We start from the raw sequence: 18,157 nt of genomic DNA, 5'->3' as shown, positions 1-18,157 counted from the left end.
TTCACTTTCCGATATTCCGGAAATCGCTGATGACGCAGCCAACAAAAAAACTATATTTCTGTAATTCTTTCTGCTCCTCCTCTTGGCGTCCCGAAACTTCGGGAGACCCTCTGATTAATCCCGAATAATCGGGACTCTAACCAACTGAGCCAAGACTCCGGTCAATTCAGTATTCGTGTCAATGATTTTCCGGATAAACTTTGAAGATTTCTGCTTCTTGATAAATCTCTCGATCTTCATCGCGTCTGATTCGTTTCCAAGAACTTCAAATGCCGCCATTAATTTCCACGGACGGTGCTTCGAGGTAAATGAAGTCTCGGAAAATTCGTTGTGCTGCAGAAAACGCCTTGAAACATCGGTGGTGTAACCGATATAATAAATCCCCGAAGATTCTGAAAACAATATGTAAATATAGAAGATCATAAAAAAAAACCACCAGATTTCTCTGATGGTGTTTGCTCCTCCTCTTGGCGTCCCGAAACTTCGGGAGACCCTCTGATTAATCCCGAACAATCGGGACTCTAACCAACTGAGCCAAGACTCCGGTCAATTCAGTATTCGCGTCAATGATTTTCCGGATAAACTTTGAAGATTTCTGCTTCTTGATAAATCTCTCGATCTTCATCGCGTCTGATTCGTTTCCAAGAACTTCAAATGCCGCCATTAATTTCCACGGACGGTGCTTCGAGGTAAATGAAGTCTCGGAAAATTCGTTGTGCTGCAGAAAACGCCTTGAAACATCGGTGTTGTAACCGATATAATAAATCCCCGAAGATTCTGAAAACAATATGTAAATATAGTAGGTCATAAAAAAAACCACCAGATTTCTCTGATGGTGTTTGCTCCTCCTCTTGGCGTCCCGAAACTTCGGGAGACCCTCTGATTAATCCCGAATAATCGGGACTCTAACCAACTTAGCCAAGACTCCGGTCAATTCAGTATTCGTTTCAATGATTTTCCGGATAAACTTTGAAGATTTCTGCTTCTTGATAAATCTCTCGATCTTCATCGCGTCTGATTCGTTTCCAGGAACTTCAAACGCCGCCATTAATTTCCACGGGCGGTGCTTCGAGGTAAATGAAGTCTCGGAAAATTCGTTGTGCTGCTGAAAACGCCTTGAAACATCAGTGGTGTAACCGACATAATAAATCCCCGAAGATTCTGAAAACAATATGTAAATATAGAAGATCATAAAAAAAAACCACCAGATTTCTCTGATGGTGTTTGCTCCTCCTCTTGGCGTCCCGAAACTTCGGGAGACCCTCTGATTAATCCCGAACAATCGGGACTCTAACCAACTGAGCCAAGACTCCGGTCAATTCAGTATTCGCGTCAATGATTTTCCGGATAAACTTTGAAGATTTCTGCTTCTTGATAAATCTTTCGATCTTCATCGCGTCTGATTCGTTTCCAGGAACTTCAAACGCCGCCATTAATTTCCACGGACGGTGCTTCGAGGTAAATGAAGTCTCGGAAAATTCGTTGTGCTGCAGAAAACGCCTTGAAACATCGGTGGTGTAACCGACATAATAAATCCCCGAAGATTCTGAAAACAATATGTAAATATAGAAGATCATAAAAAAAACCACCAGATTTCTCTGATGGTGTTTGCTCCTCCTCTTGGGCTCGAACCAAGGACCCTCTGATTAACAGTCAGATGCTCTAACCGACTGAGCTAAGGAGGAATATTGCCTTTGCTTTTAGCGTGTGCAAATATATAAAGTTTTTTATTTCTGCCAAAATATTTTCCCGGAAATTATCAAAAACTTCCAGTAATCCACTTGAAGATGTCGTTTCCAAAGATCAGAACCATTAATCCGAGCAGAAAAACCACCCCGATCATCTGTGCATTTTCCAGGACTTTTTGTGGAACCGGTTTTCCGGTAACCATTTCCCAAAGCGTGAAAACCACGTGTCCACCGTCTAATCCCGGGATCGGAATCAGGTTCAGAAAAGCCAGCCAGACCGAGAACATCGCAGTGAATCCCCAGAAAAATGTCCAATCGATGGACACATTTCCTGCCTGATCCTTTGCAATCGGCATTTGGTTAATGATTCCAATTGGTCCGGAAACTTTTTTGTAGCCTTGAACTTTCTTATTGAAAACCAGTTTAAATTGTTTGATCTGATAAGTAAGTACTTCGATGGATCTGGTAAAACCTCGTCCAACAGCTTCCGCAAACGTAAAATTCTTTTGTGATATGAATTTCTGGATTTCTTTAAACGATCCAAATCCAATCTTTCCTTCCGCATCCACCGGAACCACCAACGGAACAGTGTTTCCGTTTCGGTCCACTGTGATTTTTGCTACTTTTCCCGCTAATGGATTGAGCAACACAGGAACTTCGTCGTAATACTTTACCGGTTGGTCTTCCACACTTATGATGCGGTCGCCAATTTTTAAACCGGCGTCAACAGCAGTTTTCGAGGTCAAAGTATCTATAACTGGCGAAAGTCTTGGTGACAGGAAACTCTTCATTGCATTATCCTGAAAAACCATTGCTTTTCCGTCATCACTTGTGTTGAATGTGACTTCTTTCCCGTCTCTAAGTACGGTAATATGGTCACTGAGCAAAACGTCAAGCGTTAACTTGTCAAGATTGGTTTGGGTCTTTCCATCCACTTTCAAAATCTTGTCTCCGTCTTCAAACCCCATTTTTTTTGCTGGAGCGCCGTACTTCATGGTGATTTCAGATTTCCCAGTATCGAAAACGGTTTCACCTTTCGCATAGGAAAGCCAGGAATAAATAAACCAGGCCAAAAAGAAATTCACGGTGACTCCTCCCAACATAATGATCAGCCGTTGCCAAGCGGGTTTGCTTCTGAACTCCCATGGTTGTGCAGGTTTCTTCAATTGCTCGGTGTCCATACTTTCATCCACCATTCCGGCAATTTTCACATAACCTCCCATTGGCAACCAGCCGATTCCCCATTTGGTTTCTTCGGGATGCTTTCTCCAATCATCTTCAGGGAGTTTCTCTAAATCTATTGGAACCTCTTTTTTCTCTCCATTGACTTCCACGATCTGGGTATCCGGTAAATTCTTAGAAAGGAACTTATATTGCCATTTCCCGTTGACTTTTTTCATAGCGAAAAGAGAAAACCAAGGATCGAAGAATAGGAAAAACTTCTCAGCTCTGGTTTTGAACCATTTTGCGGGTATAAAATGTCCTAATTCATGAAGGAAAACGAGAATAGATATACTGAGGATAAATTGGAGTATTTTTAGGGTAATTTCCATTAAAATGTATTAAAATTTCGATTTGCGAAGATACGAATTATCAAAAGCATGCCAAACAAAAAAGGTCCTCATTTTGAGAACCTTTTCTTTTATCTTAAATCTTCATTACAGATTAAATGATACTCCCAATGAACCGTTGTTACCAAATTCTCCGTAGATACCTACATTATTGTTGAAGAAATATCTCACGCCTAAGTGAGCTCCAAAATAAGTTCCACTTTTACCCAGCAAACCCAAGTCAATACCTGGATAGATATCCCATCTTTCCGGCATTCCGAGCGGTTCTTGCAGGTGGAAATTCACACGCCCGAAAACTCCAAAATCATCATTTGCATATTTGTCATTGCTATGGTTAAAAAAGAAATTAGCACCCGCTCCCAAAGAAACAATGCTTCCTAAACCATAATCATAAGTCGCGGTGATACCAGTTCCATAACCCCAACCATTGAATCCTACCTGGATTTTCTGATCCCCTTTTCCGTTCCAAGCTTGTGCAAACGCAGACTGTCCTAAAAAAAGCATTGCGCAAGCAAATACTAACTTTTTCATAATGTTATAATTTAATGTTATACTCTGCTGTCTGCAAAAACAAAGCCAAAATTAATCTTTATTTAAGAAAGTAATAGGAATTTTTGTATATTTAATGATGTTTTTAACTATCAAAATATGCAATGTTTAAAAATATCAGCAATCAATCTAGACATCATCTGGAAAGATAAGATGGCTAACTTCAATCTTTTAGAAAAAGAATTAGAAAATATTTCGGCAGACCTATTTCTTTTGCCGGAAATGTTTTCCACCGGATTTTCCATGGAACCGGAAGAAATTGCAGACCGAAACCATGAGAGTCTGAATTGGCTAAAAAAGTTTGCCGAAACTAAAGATACGGCAATCTGCGGAAGTGCCTCCATTGCCGAAAACGAGAATTTTCGCAACCGACTCTATTTCGTAACACCAGGCGGTGAGGCTGCTCATTATGACAAAAGACACCTTTTCTCCTATTCTGGCGAGGATCAGGTGTATTCGCCGGGAAATGAAAGAGTGATTGTGAACTTCAAAGGCTGGAGGATTCTGCTGCAGGTTTGCTATGATTTGAGGTTTCCTGTTTTTGTTAGAAACAATGGTGATTACGACGCTATTTTCTATGTAGCGAATTGGCCGGAAACAAGAATCGATGCGTGGAACACTTTATTGAAAGCCAGAGCGATTGAGAACCAGTGCTATGTTTTCGGGGTCAATAGAATCGGTACTGATGGAAATAGTCTCCATTATCCGGCGAGCACCTACTGCTTTTTTGCCGATGGAAGCGTTGTTTCCGAGGTTGAGGGAAATATCGTTTCCGCAGAATTTGACGGCGAAAAACTTCTGGAATTCAGAAAACGTTTCCGGTTTCTGGATGATCGCGATGAATTCGAGATCAAATACTAATTCGCAAAGCGTTTCAAAAGTTCCGTCAAAGTATTCACATCATGCACGCCGCTTTCTTTCCAAAGCATATCGCCATTTTTGAAAACCGCCAAAGTGGGAACTCCCCGAACTCCGTATTGCGCGGCAATTGATGGAAATTGGTCCACGTCCACTTTTACGATTCTTGCCAATTCGCCCACATTTTCCTTCACCGTATTCAAAACGGAAGACTGCACTTTGCACGGACCACACCAGGTTGCAAAAAAATCGATGAGCACGGGTCTTTCTGAATTGATCAGTTCATTGAATTTATCGTTCATCTTTTAAAATCGTTCTAGGTTAATTTTTTAAATCTTTTAAACTAAACTTTTAGTTCTGAGCCTCGGTATCTTTTTTGCTCAAGGGAATTTCGCAATTTCCAGATGCACAACCAAACCGGAAAATTGCCATCGCCATAAAATAAATTCCTACAGGAATCATCCACCAGTTCTGGTCCTTGAATGCGACCATCGCGAAGAAAATTCCGCCCACTAAATAGAGGATCCTTCTCAGGTTCCAATTTGCCAATATGTTTTTCATTCGTTCAATTTCTTTTGAAGGGTATTCCAACCACCTCCGTTATATGCTTCAAAACCGTTTTGCTGAAGGATTCCTTTTGCTGAAGCGCTTCTCATTCCGCTTGCACAACAGGTGATAATCGGTTTCTTTAAGTCTAATTTTTTTATTTCCGATGCTAATTTTTGCAGCGGAATATTTTTCGAATTTTTAATATGTCCGTTTCTGAATTCCACTTCCGTTCGCACATCAATGATTTGTGCGCCATTTTTTACCAATTCCCTGTAATCAACAGTGTTTCCAGTAAATAATTTTTTAATGAAATCAAACATCTTTCTTTGCTTTTGATGATTTGTCAAACATAGAAAAGAGCAGGAATCCCATGAACATACCGTAAACAGAAGAATTAATTGGTTTTGAAGTGATTGCGCAGCTTCCGGAATTGCATCCGATAAAGTGATAATAGGCATATCCCAAGATTCCGCCGACAAAAATGCCGATGATTCCCAGTTTATATTTTAAGATCAGATTTTTCATGATTATAATTCTTGACTTACCATAAAAATATTTTCATCAGACAGTCCGTGTGCTTCGTGCTCCACTTCTACGGGAATTTCAAAAACATCAAACTGTTTTAAAAAATGGTCTTTCCCATCCAGGATAAAATTAATTTCCCCTTTCAAAACGACCAAAGTGGATGGAACCGGAGCAGTATGCTTTTTCAACACTGCATTTTTTCCAAGTGCGATGGCGAAATACTTCAGTTTTGCGCTTTTCTTAAGGTAGAGTACATTCGGTTTTTCGGTGCTGAAAGTGATGTTTTCTAATATATTCATGGTTTGATGTTTTGAATGGCGGAAACGTTTTCCAAAGTCTTTGCAGAAACCACGTTTTCTATTCCATGTTTCCTTAGAATATCCAAGGCAGATTGTGCTTGAAGTCCGCGGTTGCAAAACACCACCACCTGTTTTTGCTTCCGGAAAAACTCCAGGTTATTTTCGATTTCTGCCAATGGAATATTTACCGCATTCTTCGCAGTTTTTTGCTCAAATTCTGCCGGGATTCTCACGTCCACCAAAGTGGTTTCGGGACTGTTGACCATTTCCACCATATTGGGTCTTTGCACTTCCACATTGTGTACTGCGGTTGTACACGAAACGGCTGCAAATCCGGCAATCATTATGCTTATTAAGAATTTCATTTTTTTTTTACTTTAAGATTTACTCTGACAGACAAAATTCGTTCTCGGAACAGATGTTTCCTTGATTTTATTGAAGCCCCCCTCAATCTCGGAAAAATTTCTGATTCCCCTAGAATTCAGGATACTTGCCGCAATCATACTTCTATAACCTCCTGCGCAATGGATGTAGAAATGTTCATTTCTGTCCAAAGTTTTCGCCCAATCATTGATTTGGGAAAGTGTATGGAAATGTGCATTACTCACATGTTCGGCTTCAAATTCGGATTCCTTTCTCACGTCAATTACCTGGGAATTCTCATGATATTCTTTCGCAAATTCATCTGCAGAAATTCTGTTCACAGAATCAATTTCTTTTCCCAAATTTTTCCAGGATTCAAACCCGCCGTCTAAATATCCAATGACGTTATCAAAACCAACTCTCGCCAATCTCGTGATTGCCTCTTGCTCGGTTCCCAAATCTGTAACCAAAATAATTGGGTGTTTCACATCCACAATCAGCGCGCCTACCCAAGGTGCAAAATCCCCCTTCAATCCAATATTGATGGAGTTTGGAATATATCCCCGGTAAAAATCCGCGGCATTTCTGGTATCTAAAATCAATGCACCGCTTTGTTCTGCCACATTTTCGAACTCAGCTGCTGAAACGGGATGGCTTCCTTTTTTCAGCACGTTTTCAAAACTTTCGTACCCACCTTTGTTCAGAGCCACATTCATCCCGAAATATTCCAGCGGCGCTGCAAGTCCGTCTAAAACCTCTTTTACGAAGGATTCTTTGTCCGGTTGGTTCAAGGCATAATTGGTTTTTTTCTGGTTTCCCAAAGTATCCATGGTTTCCTTCTGCATATTCTTTCCACATGCAGAACCCGCTCCATGAGCTGGATACACCATGATCTCATCTGGAAGCGGCATGATTTTGTTTTGCAGGCTATCGTACAGAATTCCTGCGAGTTGTTCAGAAGTCATGTTGGTTGCTTTCTGTGCTAAATCCGGTCTTCCAACATCACCAAGAAACAGGGTATCACCGCTGAAAATTGCGGATTCCTTTCCATTTTCATCGATCAGGAGATAAGTGGAACTTTCCAAGGTGTGTCCCGGCGTATGCAACACTTTGATTTTTACCTTTCCAATTTCGAAAATTTGGTTGTCTTCTGCAATAATGGCATCAAATTCCGGATTTGCAGTTGGTCCGTAAATAATTGGAGCGCCAGTTTTTTTTGATAAATCCACATGTCCCGAAACGAAATCTGCATGAAAATGCGTTTCGAAGATATACTTCAATCGCACTCCGTCTTTGGCGAGCCGATCAAGATAGGGTTGGGTTTCCCGCAAAGGATCGATGATGAATGCCTCGTCTTCTGACACCACATAATATGCTCCCTGAGCGAGACAGCCGGTATATATTTGTTCTATTTTCATATTGATAAGATATTAAATTAAATACAATTTCGGCATTAACCATACCAAAATTGAATATGAAGCCAAAAAGTCAATTGATGGCATCAATCACTTGATTTCTTTATTGGTAATCGGAGGAATTTCCCTCTTTGTCGGTCAGTTTTCCTGCTCTTCCATCTTGCGTCATCTCCCACATCACCTCTTCATTGGTGAAGATAGGGTTTCCTTTCGCATTGGTGGTTTTGGCAGATAGTTTCAGTTCTTTGTCTCCGGTTTTCTGAATCTTTACCGCAACTACACCGCCTTCCGCAAAGTAGGTGACTTGGATTTCTTCACCTTGATCATTCTTAAGCTTGGACGCTTTCTGAACGAGGCTTTCTTCTTTGGAATTGCGATCCGTGATGGGTTTGTTTTCACTTTGTTTTTTGCAGGCGTTCAGAAAAAATAAAGCGACTAAAAACAATGTAAGTTTTTTCATATCTAAAAATGTTGTTGAAAAAATATTTCTTTTAAGATGATAAAAATTCCCATTCCCAGGACAATCCAGCCGAAAAGTGGTTTTAATTTTCGTCCGTCCATCCGTTTTGATATGGCAATTCCGATAAATATCCCGATAATCGCCAATCCGCTAAAAATGAGAAGAAATCTCCAATCCTGCTCCACCATTCCCATAGTACTCAAAAAACCCAATGAAGAATTCATCGCAATGATGAACAGTGAGGTTGCCACCGCCTTTTTCATTTCCAAACCAAGCAGCATCACCAAAGCCGGAACGATTAAGAATCCGCCTCCTGCGCCGATTAATCCAGTGACAATTCCAACCAGAAGTCCTTGTGAAATGAGAATGGTATAATTAATGTCATCATCGTTCCTCACTTTTGGCCGCTCAATTTTGCGAATCATTCTGAAAGACGCAATCAGCATTAAAATGGAAAACAGAAGCAGCAGGAACATGTCTTTGGTCAGCGTAATTCCCCATCGGTGGATAATGTAATGCGGCAAATGCGGCAAAACCAACCTCCTGGAAAAAAGCACTCCCAAAATCGACGGAATCCCGAAAATTAATGCAGTCCTGAAATCCACCAACTGCTGCCGGATGAAACCCACACTTCCCACCATACTTGTAATTCCAACGACAAAAAGCGAAAGCGCAGTTGCTGTAACCGCATCAAATCCAAAAACATACACGAAAATCGGAACGCTTAAAATACTTCCGCCACCGCCGATAAGTCCCATGACGAGACCGATGATGATTGCTGAAAGATAACCGATGATTTCCATGAAATATTTTTGGCAAAGTTAGTTTTGATTATTTAAAAACACCGTGACCAAAGTTACAGAAGAAATTCAAATGAGGCAGAAATTAGGAAACCGATAGTATTTTATAGGAATTGCTGCCAATTTCCACCCGATCTTCCACTTTTTTCCCTTTGATTTTCTTAAAAATCGGCGCCTCCTCAGAAAAAGAAATCACGTCTTTACCATCCATCTTGAAAACGGGGACCGGAATTCCAACAAATAGGTAGTTTTTATCTGTTTCTATAATGGTTCCATTTTCAATTTCATCATGAACAGCCTCCAGTTCAGCCTGCAAAAATGCAAGATTTCGCTGCGCTTCTGCCAACATTTGTTCATAGCGGAGCTGCATGTCTTTGGCCTGACTGATATGGGAATAATCTTCGGTGTCATGGGTGCTTTCCTCATCCATATCAGCTGCGGTCCTATAATTATCTGTGGTTTCCTGCAAACCCAGAATGGTTTTTTTTTGTTCGGCGATGATGCGCTCTATGATTGCTTTCCTTTTCATTTCAGTTGATTTTTTGTCCTACAAACTATTTCAACACACCAAAATACATGAATCTTGCGGAGATCCTAATCACTGCATAGATGTTTTTGGCACTAAACAAATTTAGTGAAAAATAATTTCCGAACACCTTAAAACCGTCATGCGAAAAGTCATAACCGCATTAAAAACTATAATTCACATTCACAAAGAAATTTCTTCCTGGTCTTGGAATATTGTTCCAGTCGGCATAGGTGGTATAATTCCTGTTCAGTATATTTTCGGCGCCTACTTTCGTGAAGATCTTGCTGTGTCCAAAATCAAAACGATATCCTAAATTAGCATTAAAAAGAATAAAGTCCGAAACGGGTTTTTCTCCATAAACGGCGCTGTAATCGTGATGCTTGAAATTACCTTTCACGGAAAATTCCGTATTGAACCTGCCTTTTTCAAAGTGGAGTTTTGTGAAATAAGAAACCGGACTGATAAAAGGAAGATTCACGTCCTGAAAATCCTTTCCGCGGCTGTAAACAATTTGGGAAGTCCATTTCAATTCCGGTAAAACCTTTATTTCGGAATCCAGACTTACATTAAAAATGGTGGCATAATCAAGTGCGGAATATACCTTGACTCCTTTTGCGCCAATGGTCATCGGGATAAATTCCGGATTGATTTTCCCCACGATATAATTCGAAATATGGAAGTAAGAGGAAGAAATTTTTGCAAAAAAATCGGTTTTCTTTAAGCTGATGTAGGCGTTTCCTTCCAAAGAATTTTCATTTTTCAGATATGGATTTCCGATATAATCGTAATTTTCGAAACTATTGAACAAATAAAACCCGTACCCTTCAGAAACAGAAGGCGCTCTATCTCCGAACCCAACTCCGATTCCATATTCCAAACCCAACTGATTTCTGCTAAAGTTGGCAGAAAAATTTTTCAGGATTCTGCTTTTTTGCTGGGTCATATCGGGATAAAAAATCCTCATGCTGTTCAGCGCAAACTCATTGTCAATTTTGTTGGAATGATAACCTGCAGATGCGGTAAATTTCAGCTCCACGAAATCATCAATCTGAAAATGGTCTTCGATGAAAATTCCCTGATAAAGCGTCTTCACATCTGGCCACGTGTACATAAACATGGCACTTTCGGCTGGATTTGCCGGGTACATCGTCATTTCCGCGAGGGATTGATTATAGTATCCGTTCAAATTCAAACTCATGTGGTGTCTTTCAAAATCACTTCTGAATTTGGAATAATATCCAGCGGTTTTGCTCCAACCCGGCATATCCATGTGAATCGGAACAGCTGGACGTTTCGTGTCGTCCATTCTGTGCGTAATGTTGTTGTAATAAAGTTTGGTTTCCCAATCTTTGATGAAAAAATCAGCAGGAAGGATCTGAAATTTTAAAGAACCGATCAACGCTTCTGCCAAAGAAACATCCATTGGCAACGCAGGATAACCTACGTCATTGGCTTTGTCATAAATCACGGAGGCTTCAATCAATTTATTTTCGTCAATTTTCACCCCTGAAATTCCGGAAATATTAAACTTTCGAAATTGGGAAAACGGGATTTCCTGATGGTTTCCTGCCCAGTAATTTTCCGCATCGCGGTTCATGAAATTGATATCCGCATAAAATCTGGAATTCCGATAGCTTGTCGCCGCCCCAAAAACCTTCTGGTTGTTCACACTTTCGAAACCGGAATTAATCCCGAAGCGAAATCTTTCGTCACCCAAACTGCTTTTTTCACGAACCAGATCGATGGAACCGCCAATTGTGCTTCCATGGGCAGAACCACCTTGTCCTGAAGAAATTTCCGCCTTGGCAAGATTAGAAACCTCCACATAGGAAGTCACAGGATCCATCTTGTCCGTACACGCACCGAAAATCCGCATTCCGTCAATCGTGACCAGGGTTCTTTCGGTCGGCATATTGTTGATGAGCGGCTCCCAAGCATAAGCACCTCGTTTCAGCATGTTGATGGTTGCGGATTGCTCCAGATATTCGTCCACGGAACTCAGCGGTTTCGCCTGCTTCTGTGAGATTTCTTTGGTTCCAATGACGATGACTTCCTGGATATTGCTGTGTTTTAGGGAGTCGTGCTGAGTTCCCTGAGCAGAAAAGTTCAGGTAAATAGCAGTCATAAAAAACAGCGCTATTGTTTTTTTCATTTTTCAGAATTAAGTGAAAAGCAATGTCCACCTTGATTTGCAGACATTGCCTCTAAGAATGATTTTCAGAATTCGATTTCGAAGTAAAGCGAACTAACGGGATTGGCATCGGTTACAGGTTCTCCCTTTAAAACAGTGCCATCAGCTTTTGCAAGTTGCAGGTTGAGTTTCCAGTAACCTGTCATGGTCAGCGAAAGTTTTCCGTAATAAAGTCCACCTGCCTGTGTTTGTTTGGCGTCCACATTATTTGGTGACGAGTGGTTTCCCATTCCCGGCATTCTTGGGTCAAGTTTCACGGTAAGTCCGTCTGCAACAGGAAAAGTCATCATATCCTGCATTTTCCATACGCCAACTGTCCAATCATTTACCGCAACTTTTGGAGTTTTGGGTTCAATGTAGGCCACGATATACCTACTGTTGTCTGACCCCAAAAATGAGCTGACCGTTTGCTTGGATTCCTGCGGCACCGAAACTCCCGTGGTTGCGGAATAAGCGGTTCCGTTGATCGTATAGTCAATTTTTAAATCCCAGTATTCGGCAGCGTTTTCAGCCATTTGAAAAACGATGTATCCTCCATATAAAGTTCCGTCTGAGGTTACTTTTTTGATCTCAGATTTTGGGCAGGAGTGAGTCATTGAAGTCATGTGCATCAATGGATTCCAGGTCGCAGTAGCGTTTTTCTCGTATTGGTTGGTAGATTTGTTTTTGATTCTGAATTTCAGATTATTGTAGCCCTGTTTTGTGGTTCCGGATGCAGAATACAATTCGATGATGTGGGTGTCATTCGCCACTTCCTTAATCTTGGTCAAGCCATCCAGCTCATTTACCGGTGGAGTTACTGGGTCGTCAGAAGATGTTCTACAAGAGGAAAGGAAAAGTGCCATTGCGAAAAATGCAATGAATATTTTGATTGAAAATTTCATTTTTTTAAATTTTTGATATTAAAGGATATTCGTTTTCAAAGAGGTTTCCTCTTTAAAAACAGTATTTGTTCCGTTCAAAAAAAGCGAACAGAACGGGTCAATCAAAAATTTAGATTTGTGGCGGGTGTGGAAGAATATTGAAGTAACCTTTATTTACGGCAAATGGCGTAAAACTGCTTGTGGTTTTTGGTTTTTTGAAACCCGTCAATTTCTCAAAACCTATTTCCAAAGGTTTTGTGGGTAGAAGGTTGAACTCGAAGCTGCTCTTCAGAATTTTAAATGGTGAGTTTTCTTTTTCGCTCGACTTTTTCATTTCGCATTTTCCATGACATTCCATCTGTGGCTTATCTTTGTTCACACAATGCATTTCATAGAAATTCCGGTTAATCTGATAATCCACCAAAAGCAATGAGTTCTGGAAGCTTACCAAAAAAATAATTGCGGATAATATGGAAACGAAAAAGATTTTCATTTTGACGTTTCAAATTTAAGACTTTTTTGTCCGAATATTAAAATGATATTGGTCAGTTTGCCGACCCCAAATTTAAACATTAACAAATTTAAAGATAAGGAAATTCCGAACCAATTATTTGCAACTAAATTTTCCTTTAATCTCTAATCTCTTAAGCGCGAATTTTTCATATTATTTTTTATCTTTATCCTTTCAAACAAATCTAGAAGATGGCAGATAAAGCGAAATTCATTCAGGAACTTTCCACAAAATATACTCCAAAAGGCGAATACATTACCCTGGGAAAGGGAATGCTCGATGGCGAAGTCGTTAAGGAAGTGGATGTTACCATTCCCCTGAAAACAGTAAACCGACACGGATTAATCGCCGGTGCCACAGGAACAGGGAAAACCAAAACGCTGCAGGTTTTTGTGGAACAGCTCTCCAAAGCCGGTGTTCCGTCTTTGGTTCTCGATATCAAGGGAGATTTTTCTGGGATTGCAGAACCGGGAGTTGAAAATGCCATCATTCAAGACCGCTACGCAAAAACTGGTTTTAGCTTTACGCCACAGAGTTTTCCAGTGGAACTGATGTCGATTTCAGGTGAGAAAGGCGTGAAACTTCGCTCCACCGTTACTGAATTCGGTCCGGTTTTGCTGGGAAAAATCTTACAGCTCAATGATACCCAGCAAAGTATCCTATCTATCGTCTTTAAATATTGTGATGACAAAGGATTGCCTTTAATTGACCTCGAAGATTTGAAGAAAGTCCTGCAATACATTACCGATGCAAATGGCGGAAAAGCCGAACTGGCGCAGAATTACGGAAATATTGCTCCGGCTTCGTTTGGTGCGATTCTCCGTTCGATTGTTGCGCTGGAACAACAGGGAGCGGCACAGTTTTTTGGCGAGCCGAGTTTTGACGTATATGATCTGCTCGCAAAAGAGGGTGAGAAAGGCGTTGTCAGTATTTTGAGAGTGGGCGATATTCAGAATAGACCGCAATTGTTTTCCACTTTTATGCTTTCACTTTTTGCGGAAATCTATATGACTTTCCCGGAAGAAGGGGATTCCGGCAAACCAAAACTCGTTTTGTTTATTGACGAGGCCCACTTGATTTTTAATGAAGCCTCAAAAGCCTTATTAAATCAAATTGAAACCATGGTGAAACTCATCCGTTCGAAAGGAGTCGGGATTTATTTCATCACTCAGATTCCGGGCGATGTTCCTGAAAACGTCTTGTCTCAGTTAGGTTTAAAAATTCAGCATGCACTTCGTGGATTTACGGCGAAAGACCGAAAAGAAATAGACAAAGCCGTGGAAAACTATCCCACTACCGAATATTACAAAGCAGGCGAGCTGATTCAAAATCTAGGAATTGGTGAAGCATTTATTACCGCTCTTGACGAAAAAGGTATTCCCACACCGTTGGTACATACTTATCTGATTTCTCCAGAATCCAGGATGGATGTTCTAACACCCGGGGAAGTTCTTGATCTTACAGCTCAGTCTGCATTGGTTGCAAAATATGAAACCCCCGTGAACAAAGAATCTGCTTATGAAATACTGATGGGAAGGATGAATGTGGCCGCAGAGAATCCCGCTCAACCGGCGGTAAAACCGGCGAAACAGGAACCGGGAATGTTTGAGCAAGTCATGAAATCCAGCGCAGGAAGAACCGTGACCAACATGATTGTCCGGGAGGCGACCAACGCATTTTTAGGAATGATCGGGCTGAAAAGAAGGAGATAAAAACTGCGAGTGGGTTTTGGCTAAAAGCTGATTGCCATGCGATATAAGTTAAAACAATGTATTCAATAATCGATATAGAAAGTAACGGAGCGGGTTTCAGGAAGGAAAGCATTATTGAGGTCGCAATTTACAGGTATGATGGTCACGAAATCGTGGACCAGTTTATTTCACTGGTTAACCCGCAAAGCGAAATCACTCCTTTTGTGCAAAAATTGACCAAGATTACCCCGAAAATGGTGAAAACCGCACCAAAATTCCATGAAATCGCGAAAAGAGTAATAGAAATCACCGAAGGTTCCACTCTGGTTGGTCACAATATAGATTTTGACTACCGAATGCTTCGGCAAGAGTTTAAGAGACTGGGTTATGACTTCACCATCAACACTTTAGACACCATTCCACTGGCCAAAAAATTGATTCCCGAAGCGGAAAGCTACTCGCTGGGAAAACTGGTGAAATCACTGGGAATTCCGCTGAGCGAGCAACACAGAGCAGGTGGAGATGCGCGTGCAACTTTGGATTTGCTGAAATTGCTGATCATCAAAGATGAAGACTCGGAGATCATCCAGCAGCAGTTTGAAGACAAGAATTCCAATTCCTATGTCAATAAGGTTCGAAATCTAACCCAGGATTTACCTTCGGAAAGGGGAATCCTCTACTTTCAAAATGCGGATGGCAAGATAATTTTCTCGGATTTCGTAGATGATTTGAGCAAATCCGCCAAAAAGATTTTCACATCCAAATTGAAACGCTGGGAAATCCTTCAAACCGAAACCGAAAAAATTCATTACGAACTTACCGGAAATCATATCCTTGCCAAACTGATGATGAAGACCAAGGGTTTGCATAAGAGGGAAACGCTGTCTTTTGGGCTTTATTATAAGAATGGAAAATATTTTGCCGATAAAATATCGCAGCAAAAAGAGGAAAAACCCATTATAAAATTCAGATCTTTTACTCAAGGATTAAAAGCAGTGGCACATTTGAAAAGCAACGAAAACTTGAGCGATGCGGAAGATCTGCTGAAATTCATCGACCTGAAAAAGCGCAATGAGCTTTGGCTGTCCACCGGAAGAACCTTAGGTGAAAAATCATTTTTGCTGTTGGAAAAAGGTGCCTTAACCGGCTATGGATTCTATGAATTTCATACCCAGATCAAATCGAAAAAGCAAATCAACCAACTGAAAATCGAAATCAAGACTTCCGCTCACGATCTGCAAAATGATCTGAAACTGGGACTTTTGAAAGGTGATTTCGAAATCATCCCACTTCCGAAATAGCATCTCATTTTGGGGAACCTCATTACGCTTTTGGCTATTTTTACTTCAATTTGAACCGCCCTGCTTATCATTTCCATAATTTTGGAATCTGTTGTTTGGAAAATATTTAAATTTGCGTCTTATAAAAGAGGTCGATTTCTCTACTTCAAACTCTAAACATCAAATAAATAAAGTGACCAACAAAGAATTATTAAAAATCGCCGAGCAGTTTGGAACGCCGACTTATGTGTACGACGCCGATTCCATCAAAACACAATATGAGAAACTCACCACCTCTTTCCACAAGACAACGAGGTTCTTCTATGCGTGCAAAGCGCTTTCCAATATCAATATTTTGAAATATGTGCAGCAATTGGGAGCTGGATTGGATTGTGTTTCCATTAACGAAGTGAAACTCGGACTGAAAGCAGGATTCTCCAAGGACAAAATTTTATTCACACCAAATTGTGTGGATTTGTCAGAGATCGAGGAAGCGATGTCTTTCAAGGTGCACATCAATATTGACAATATTTCAATTCTGGAACAGTTTGGAAATAAGTTTGGGGGTTCTTATCCGATTTTTGTGAGAATCAATCCGCACATTTACGCCGGTGGAAACCACAAAATTTCGACAGGACACATTGATTCCAAGTTTGGAATTTCCATTCACCAATTGAGGCATATTGAGCGGATCATGAAGTCCACTCAACTTTTAGTGGAAGGACTTCACATGCATACCGGAAGCGAAATTAAAGATCCGGACGTTTTTCTGCAAGGTCTGGAAATCATGTTTGAACTTGCCGATCATTTTCCGGATTTGAAATATCTGGATATGGGAAGCGGTTTCAAGGTTCCTTATCAAGAGAGTGATATGGAAACTGATGTGAAAACTTTAGGCAAAAAAGTGGAAAAAGCTATTTCAGATTATGAAAAAGAGTCGGGCAAAAAATTCCAGCTCTGGTTTGAACCCGGGAAATTTCTGGTCAGCAAATGCGGCCATCTTTTGGTGAAAACCAATGTCATCAAACATACCACCGCAACTACTTTTGCGGGAGTGGATTCCGGTTTCAACCATTTAATCCGTCCGATGTTTTATGATTCCTACCATATCATTGAAAACCTCTCCAATCCAAAAGGTTCCGAAAGAATCTACACCGTGGTGGGAAACATCTGCGAAACCGACACATTTGCTTGGGACAGAAAAATCAACGAAATCCATGAAGGTGACATCTTAGTATTCAGAAACGCAGGAGCTTACGGTTTTGAAATGAGCTCCAACTTTAACTCCAGATTGAAACCCGCAGAGGTTTTGTATCTTGATAAAAAAGCCCACCTCATCCGAAAAAGAGATGAGTTTGAAGATTTGTTAAAAAATCAGATCGAGGTACTTTAATTTTCCAAACAAAAGCGGTTCAGAAATGGGCCGCTTTTTTAAGGGTTTTTCGTAACTTTACTTTCCAATTTTTTACCAATGAGAAAATTAATTTTTTTATTCATGTTTGCATTTTCGTTTTTTCATGCACAGGAAATCGAGGAAATGCAGGAAGGCTACTTTTATGCCGAAGGAAGCAACAGTTTTTTTAGAGTAGATATCAAAAAACCTTTTGATTACTACAAGAACACAAAATGTGGCGACAACCAGAATTTTGTCCGTGCACAATTTGAAGGTGGTGATGCGGCTTTCACCCGCGAACTTTTCAAGTATATTTCAGCTTATGTGGACAAGCAGATTTATGTGGTAAACGGCAATTTTTTCCTTCATGTGGATATTGATGCCAAAGGAAAGGTGACCCATTTAGACATCACTCCGAAGGTTGAAAACAGCGAAATGTTTTTGAAGGATTTGTCATATGCATTCAGTCGCGTAAAAAAGAATTGGACTCCGTCAAAATGTGATGGAACTCCGGTGGATTCCAAAATCAGGATCAAGGTGAATTTCGTGACGGAGAGTGGGGACTCTTAACTTATAATCACTGACTTCAAAAAAAGAAAGCCACCGGCAAGAACTGGTGGCT

The 18,157-nt window shown here is 40.6% G+C and carries 24 protein-coding genes and 1 tRNA gene; 5 read left to right on the top strand and 20 right to left on the bottom strand.

The window, feature by feature from the left end; genetic code table 11:
* Positions 1-114: 114 nt before the first annotated feature.
* From L0951_RS04190 to L0951_RS04160, 7 genes are all read right to left on the bottom strand, one after another.
* Positions 115-513, bottom strand: coding sequence for a GIY-YIG nuclease family protein (locus L0951_RS04190; RefSeq protein WP_234109692.1), 399 nt, complete (start codon positions 511-513; stop codon positions 115-117).
* Positions 500-808, bottom strand: a complete 309-nt coding sequence (locus tag L0951_RS04185; RefSeq protein WP_234109690.1) for a GIY-YIG nuclease family protein — start codon at positions 806-808, stop codon at positions 500-502. Before L0951_RS04185 ends, L0951_RS04190 begins: the two co-directional genes overlap by 14 nt.
* A 75-nt stretch (positions 809-883) precedes the next feature.
* The gene (locus L0951_RS04180; protein ID WP_234109688.1) at positions 884-1,282 is read right to left on the bottom strand and encodes a GIY-YIG nuclease family protein; all 399 of its coding nucleotides are present in this window, start codon (positions 1,280-1,282) and stop codon (positions 884-886) included.
* Positions 1,269-1,577, bottom strand: a complete 309-nt coding sequence (locus L0951_RS04175) for a GIY-YIG nuclease family protein (protein WP_234109686.1) — start codon at positions 1,575-1,577, stop codon at positions 1,269-1,271. Before L0951_RS04175 ends, L0951_RS04180 begins: the two co-directional genes overlap by 14 nt.
* 34 nt (positions 1,578-1,611) lie before the next feature.
* Positions 1,612-1,685 (bottom strand) — tRNA-Asn (locus tag L0951_RS04170).
* 74 nt (positions 1,686-1,759) lie between these two features.
* Positions 1,760-3,241, bottom strand: a complete 1,482-nt coding sequence (gene rseP / locus L0951_RS04165; protein WP_234109684.1) for an RIP metalloprotease RseP — start codon at positions 3,239-3,241, stop codon at positions 1,760-1,762.
* A gap of 105 nt (positions 3,242-3,346) precedes the next feature.
* Positions 3,347-3,790, bottom strand: coding sequence for a DUF6646 family protein (locus L0951_RS04160; protein ID WP_234109682.1), 444 nt, complete (start codon positions 3,788-3,790; stop codon positions 3,347-3,349).
* 117 nt (positions 3,791-3,907) lie between these two features.
* On the opposite strand from L0951_RS04160, the gene L0951_RS04155 reads away from it, so the two are divergent.
* Positions 3,908-4,669: an amidohydrolase gene (locus tag L0951_RS04155; RefSeq protein WP_234109680.1), complete on the top strand. Its 762-nt coding sequence runs from the start codon at positions 3,908-3,910 to the stop codon at positions 4,667-4,669.
* Here the strand turns inward: L0951_RS04155 and L0951_RS04150 are convergent.
* The 13 genes from L0951_RS04150 to L0951_RS04090 form a co-directional block, all read right to left on the bottom strand.
* Positions 4,666-4,968, bottom strand: coding sequence for a thioredoxin family protein (locus L0951_RS04150; protein ID WP_234109678.1), 303 nt, complete (start codon positions 4,966-4,968; stop codon positions 4,666-4,668). The genes L0951_RS04155 and L0951_RS04150 overlap by 4 nt on opposite strands.
* Positions 4,969-5,017: 49 nt before the next feature.
* A complete protein-coding gene (locus tag L0951_RS04145; RefSeq protein WP_234109676.1) occupies positions 5,018-5,227 on the bottom strand; it encodes a hypothetical protein in 210 nt (69 codons plus the stop codon).
* On the bottom strand, positions 5,224-5,535 hold the full coding sequence (locus L0951_RS04140) for a rhodanese-like domain-containing protein (RefSeq protein WP_234109674.1): 312 nt from the start codon (positions 5,533-5,535) through the stop codon (positions 5,224-5,226). Before L0951_RS04140 ends, L0951_RS04145 begins: the two co-directional genes overlap by 4 nt.
* Entirely contained in the window at positions 5,528-5,740 is a 213-nt protein-coding gene (locus L0951_RS04135; RefSeq protein ID WP_234109672.1) for a DUF6132 family protein, read from the bottom strand. Before L0951_RS04135 ends, L0951_RS04140 begins: the two co-directional genes overlap by 8 nt.
* A gap of 2 nt (positions 5,741-5,742) precedes the next feature.
* Entirely contained in the window at positions 5,743-6,039 is a 297-nt protein-coding gene (locus tag L0951_RS04130; protein ID WP_234109670.1) for a cupin domain-containing protein, read from the bottom strand.
* The gene (locus L0951_RS04125; protein ID WP_234109668.1) at positions 6,036-6,404 is read right to left on the bottom strand and encodes a rhodanese-like domain-containing protein; all 369 of its coding nucleotides are present in this window, start codon (positions 6,402-6,404) and stop codon (positions 6,036-6,038) included. Before L0951_RS04125 ends, L0951_RS04130 begins: the two co-directional genes overlap by 4 nt.
* A gap of 12 nt (positions 6,405-6,416) precedes the next feature.
* Complete coding sequence (locus L0951_RS04120) at positions 6,417-7,820, bottom strand: MBL fold metallo-hydrolase (RefSeq protein WP_234109666.1); 1,404 nt, start codon at positions 7,818-7,820, stop codon at positions 6,417-6,419.
* Positions 7,821-7,920: 100 nt separating this feature from the next.
* Positions 7,921-8,277 (bottom strand): hypothetical protein, encoded by a 357-nt coding sequence (locus L0951_RS04115; RefSeq protein WP_234109665.1) that lies wholly within the window; start codon positions 8,275-8,277, stop codon positions 7,921-7,923.
* 2 nt (positions 8,278-8,279) lie between these two features.
* Positions 8,280-9,080, bottom strand: a complete 801-nt coding sequence (locus L0951_RS04110; RefSeq protein WP_234109662.1) for a sulfite exporter TauE/SafE family protein — start codon at positions 9,078-9,080, stop codon at positions 8,280-8,282.
* 82 nt (positions 9,081-9,162) lie between these two features.
* Positions 9,163-9,606 carry a hypothetical protein gene (locus tag L0951_RS04105; protein ID WP_234109661.1) on the bottom strand — a complete coding sequence of 148 codons (444 nt, stop codon included), beginning with the start codon at positions 9,604-9,606 and terminating at the stop codon, positions 9,163-9,165.
* Between the two features lie 160 nt (positions 9,607-9,766).
* Positions 9,767-11,758, bottom strand: coding sequence for a TonB-dependent receptor plug domain-containing protein (locus L0951_RS04100; protein ID WP_234109659.1), 1,992 nt, complete (start codon positions 11,756-11,758; stop codon positions 9,767-9,769).
* A 65-nt stretch (positions 11,759-11,823) separates the two neighbouring features.
* Complete coding sequence (locus L0951_RS04095; RefSeq protein ID WP_234109657.1) at positions 11,824-12,681, bottom strand: hypothetical protein; 858 nt, start codon at positions 12,679-12,681, stop codon at positions 11,824-11,826.
* Between the two features lie 109 nt (positions 12,682-12,790).
* On the bottom strand, positions 12,791-13,153 hold the full coding sequence (locus L0951_RS04090; protein WP_234109655.1) for a hypothetical protein: 363 nt from the start codon (positions 13,151-13,153) through the stop codon (positions 12,791-12,793).
* Positions 13,154-13,362: 209 nt separating this feature from the next.
* Here L0951_RS04090 and L0951_RS04085 point away from each other — a divergent pair, with 209 nt between their 5' ends.
* From L0951_RS04085 to L0951_RS04070, 4 genes are all read left to right on the top strand, one after another.
* Complete coding sequence (locus L0951_RS04085) at positions 13,363-14,883, top strand: helicase HerA-like domain-containing protein (RefSeq protein WP_234109653.1); 1,521 nt, start codon at positions 13,363-13,365, stop codon at positions 14,881-14,883.
* A 56-nt stretch (positions 14,884-14,939) separates the two neighbouring features.
* Complete coding sequence (locus L0951_RS04080; protein WP_234109651.1) at positions 14,940-16,163, top strand: PolC-type DNA polymerase III; 1,224 nt, start codon at positions 14,940-14,942, stop codon at positions 16,161-16,163.
* 172 nt (positions 16,164-16,335) lie between these two features.
* Positions 16,336-17,535: a diaminopimelate decarboxylase gene (lysA, locus tag L0951_RS04075; RefSeq protein WP_234109649.1), complete on the top strand. Its 1,200-nt coding sequence runs from the start codon at positions 16,336-16,338 to the stop codon at positions 17,533-17,535.
* Positions 17,536-17,613: 78 nt separating this feature from the next.
* On the top strand, positions 17,614-18,105 hold the full coding sequence (locus L0951_RS04070) for a hypothetical protein (RefSeq protein WP_234109647.1): 492 nt from the start codon (positions 17,614-17,616) through the stop codon (positions 18,103-18,105).
* Positions 18,106-18,157 lie beyond the last annotated feature (52 nt).

It is taken from the genome of Chryseobacterium sp. R2A-55 (genome assembly GCF_021401085.1).
Taxonomy (GTDB): domain Bacteria; phylum Bacteroidota; class Bacteroidia; order Flavobacteriales; family Weeksellaceae; genus Kaistella.
Note: the sequence above shows the minus strand (reverse complement) of the source record. Positions and strands in the feature narration are given on the sequence as shown.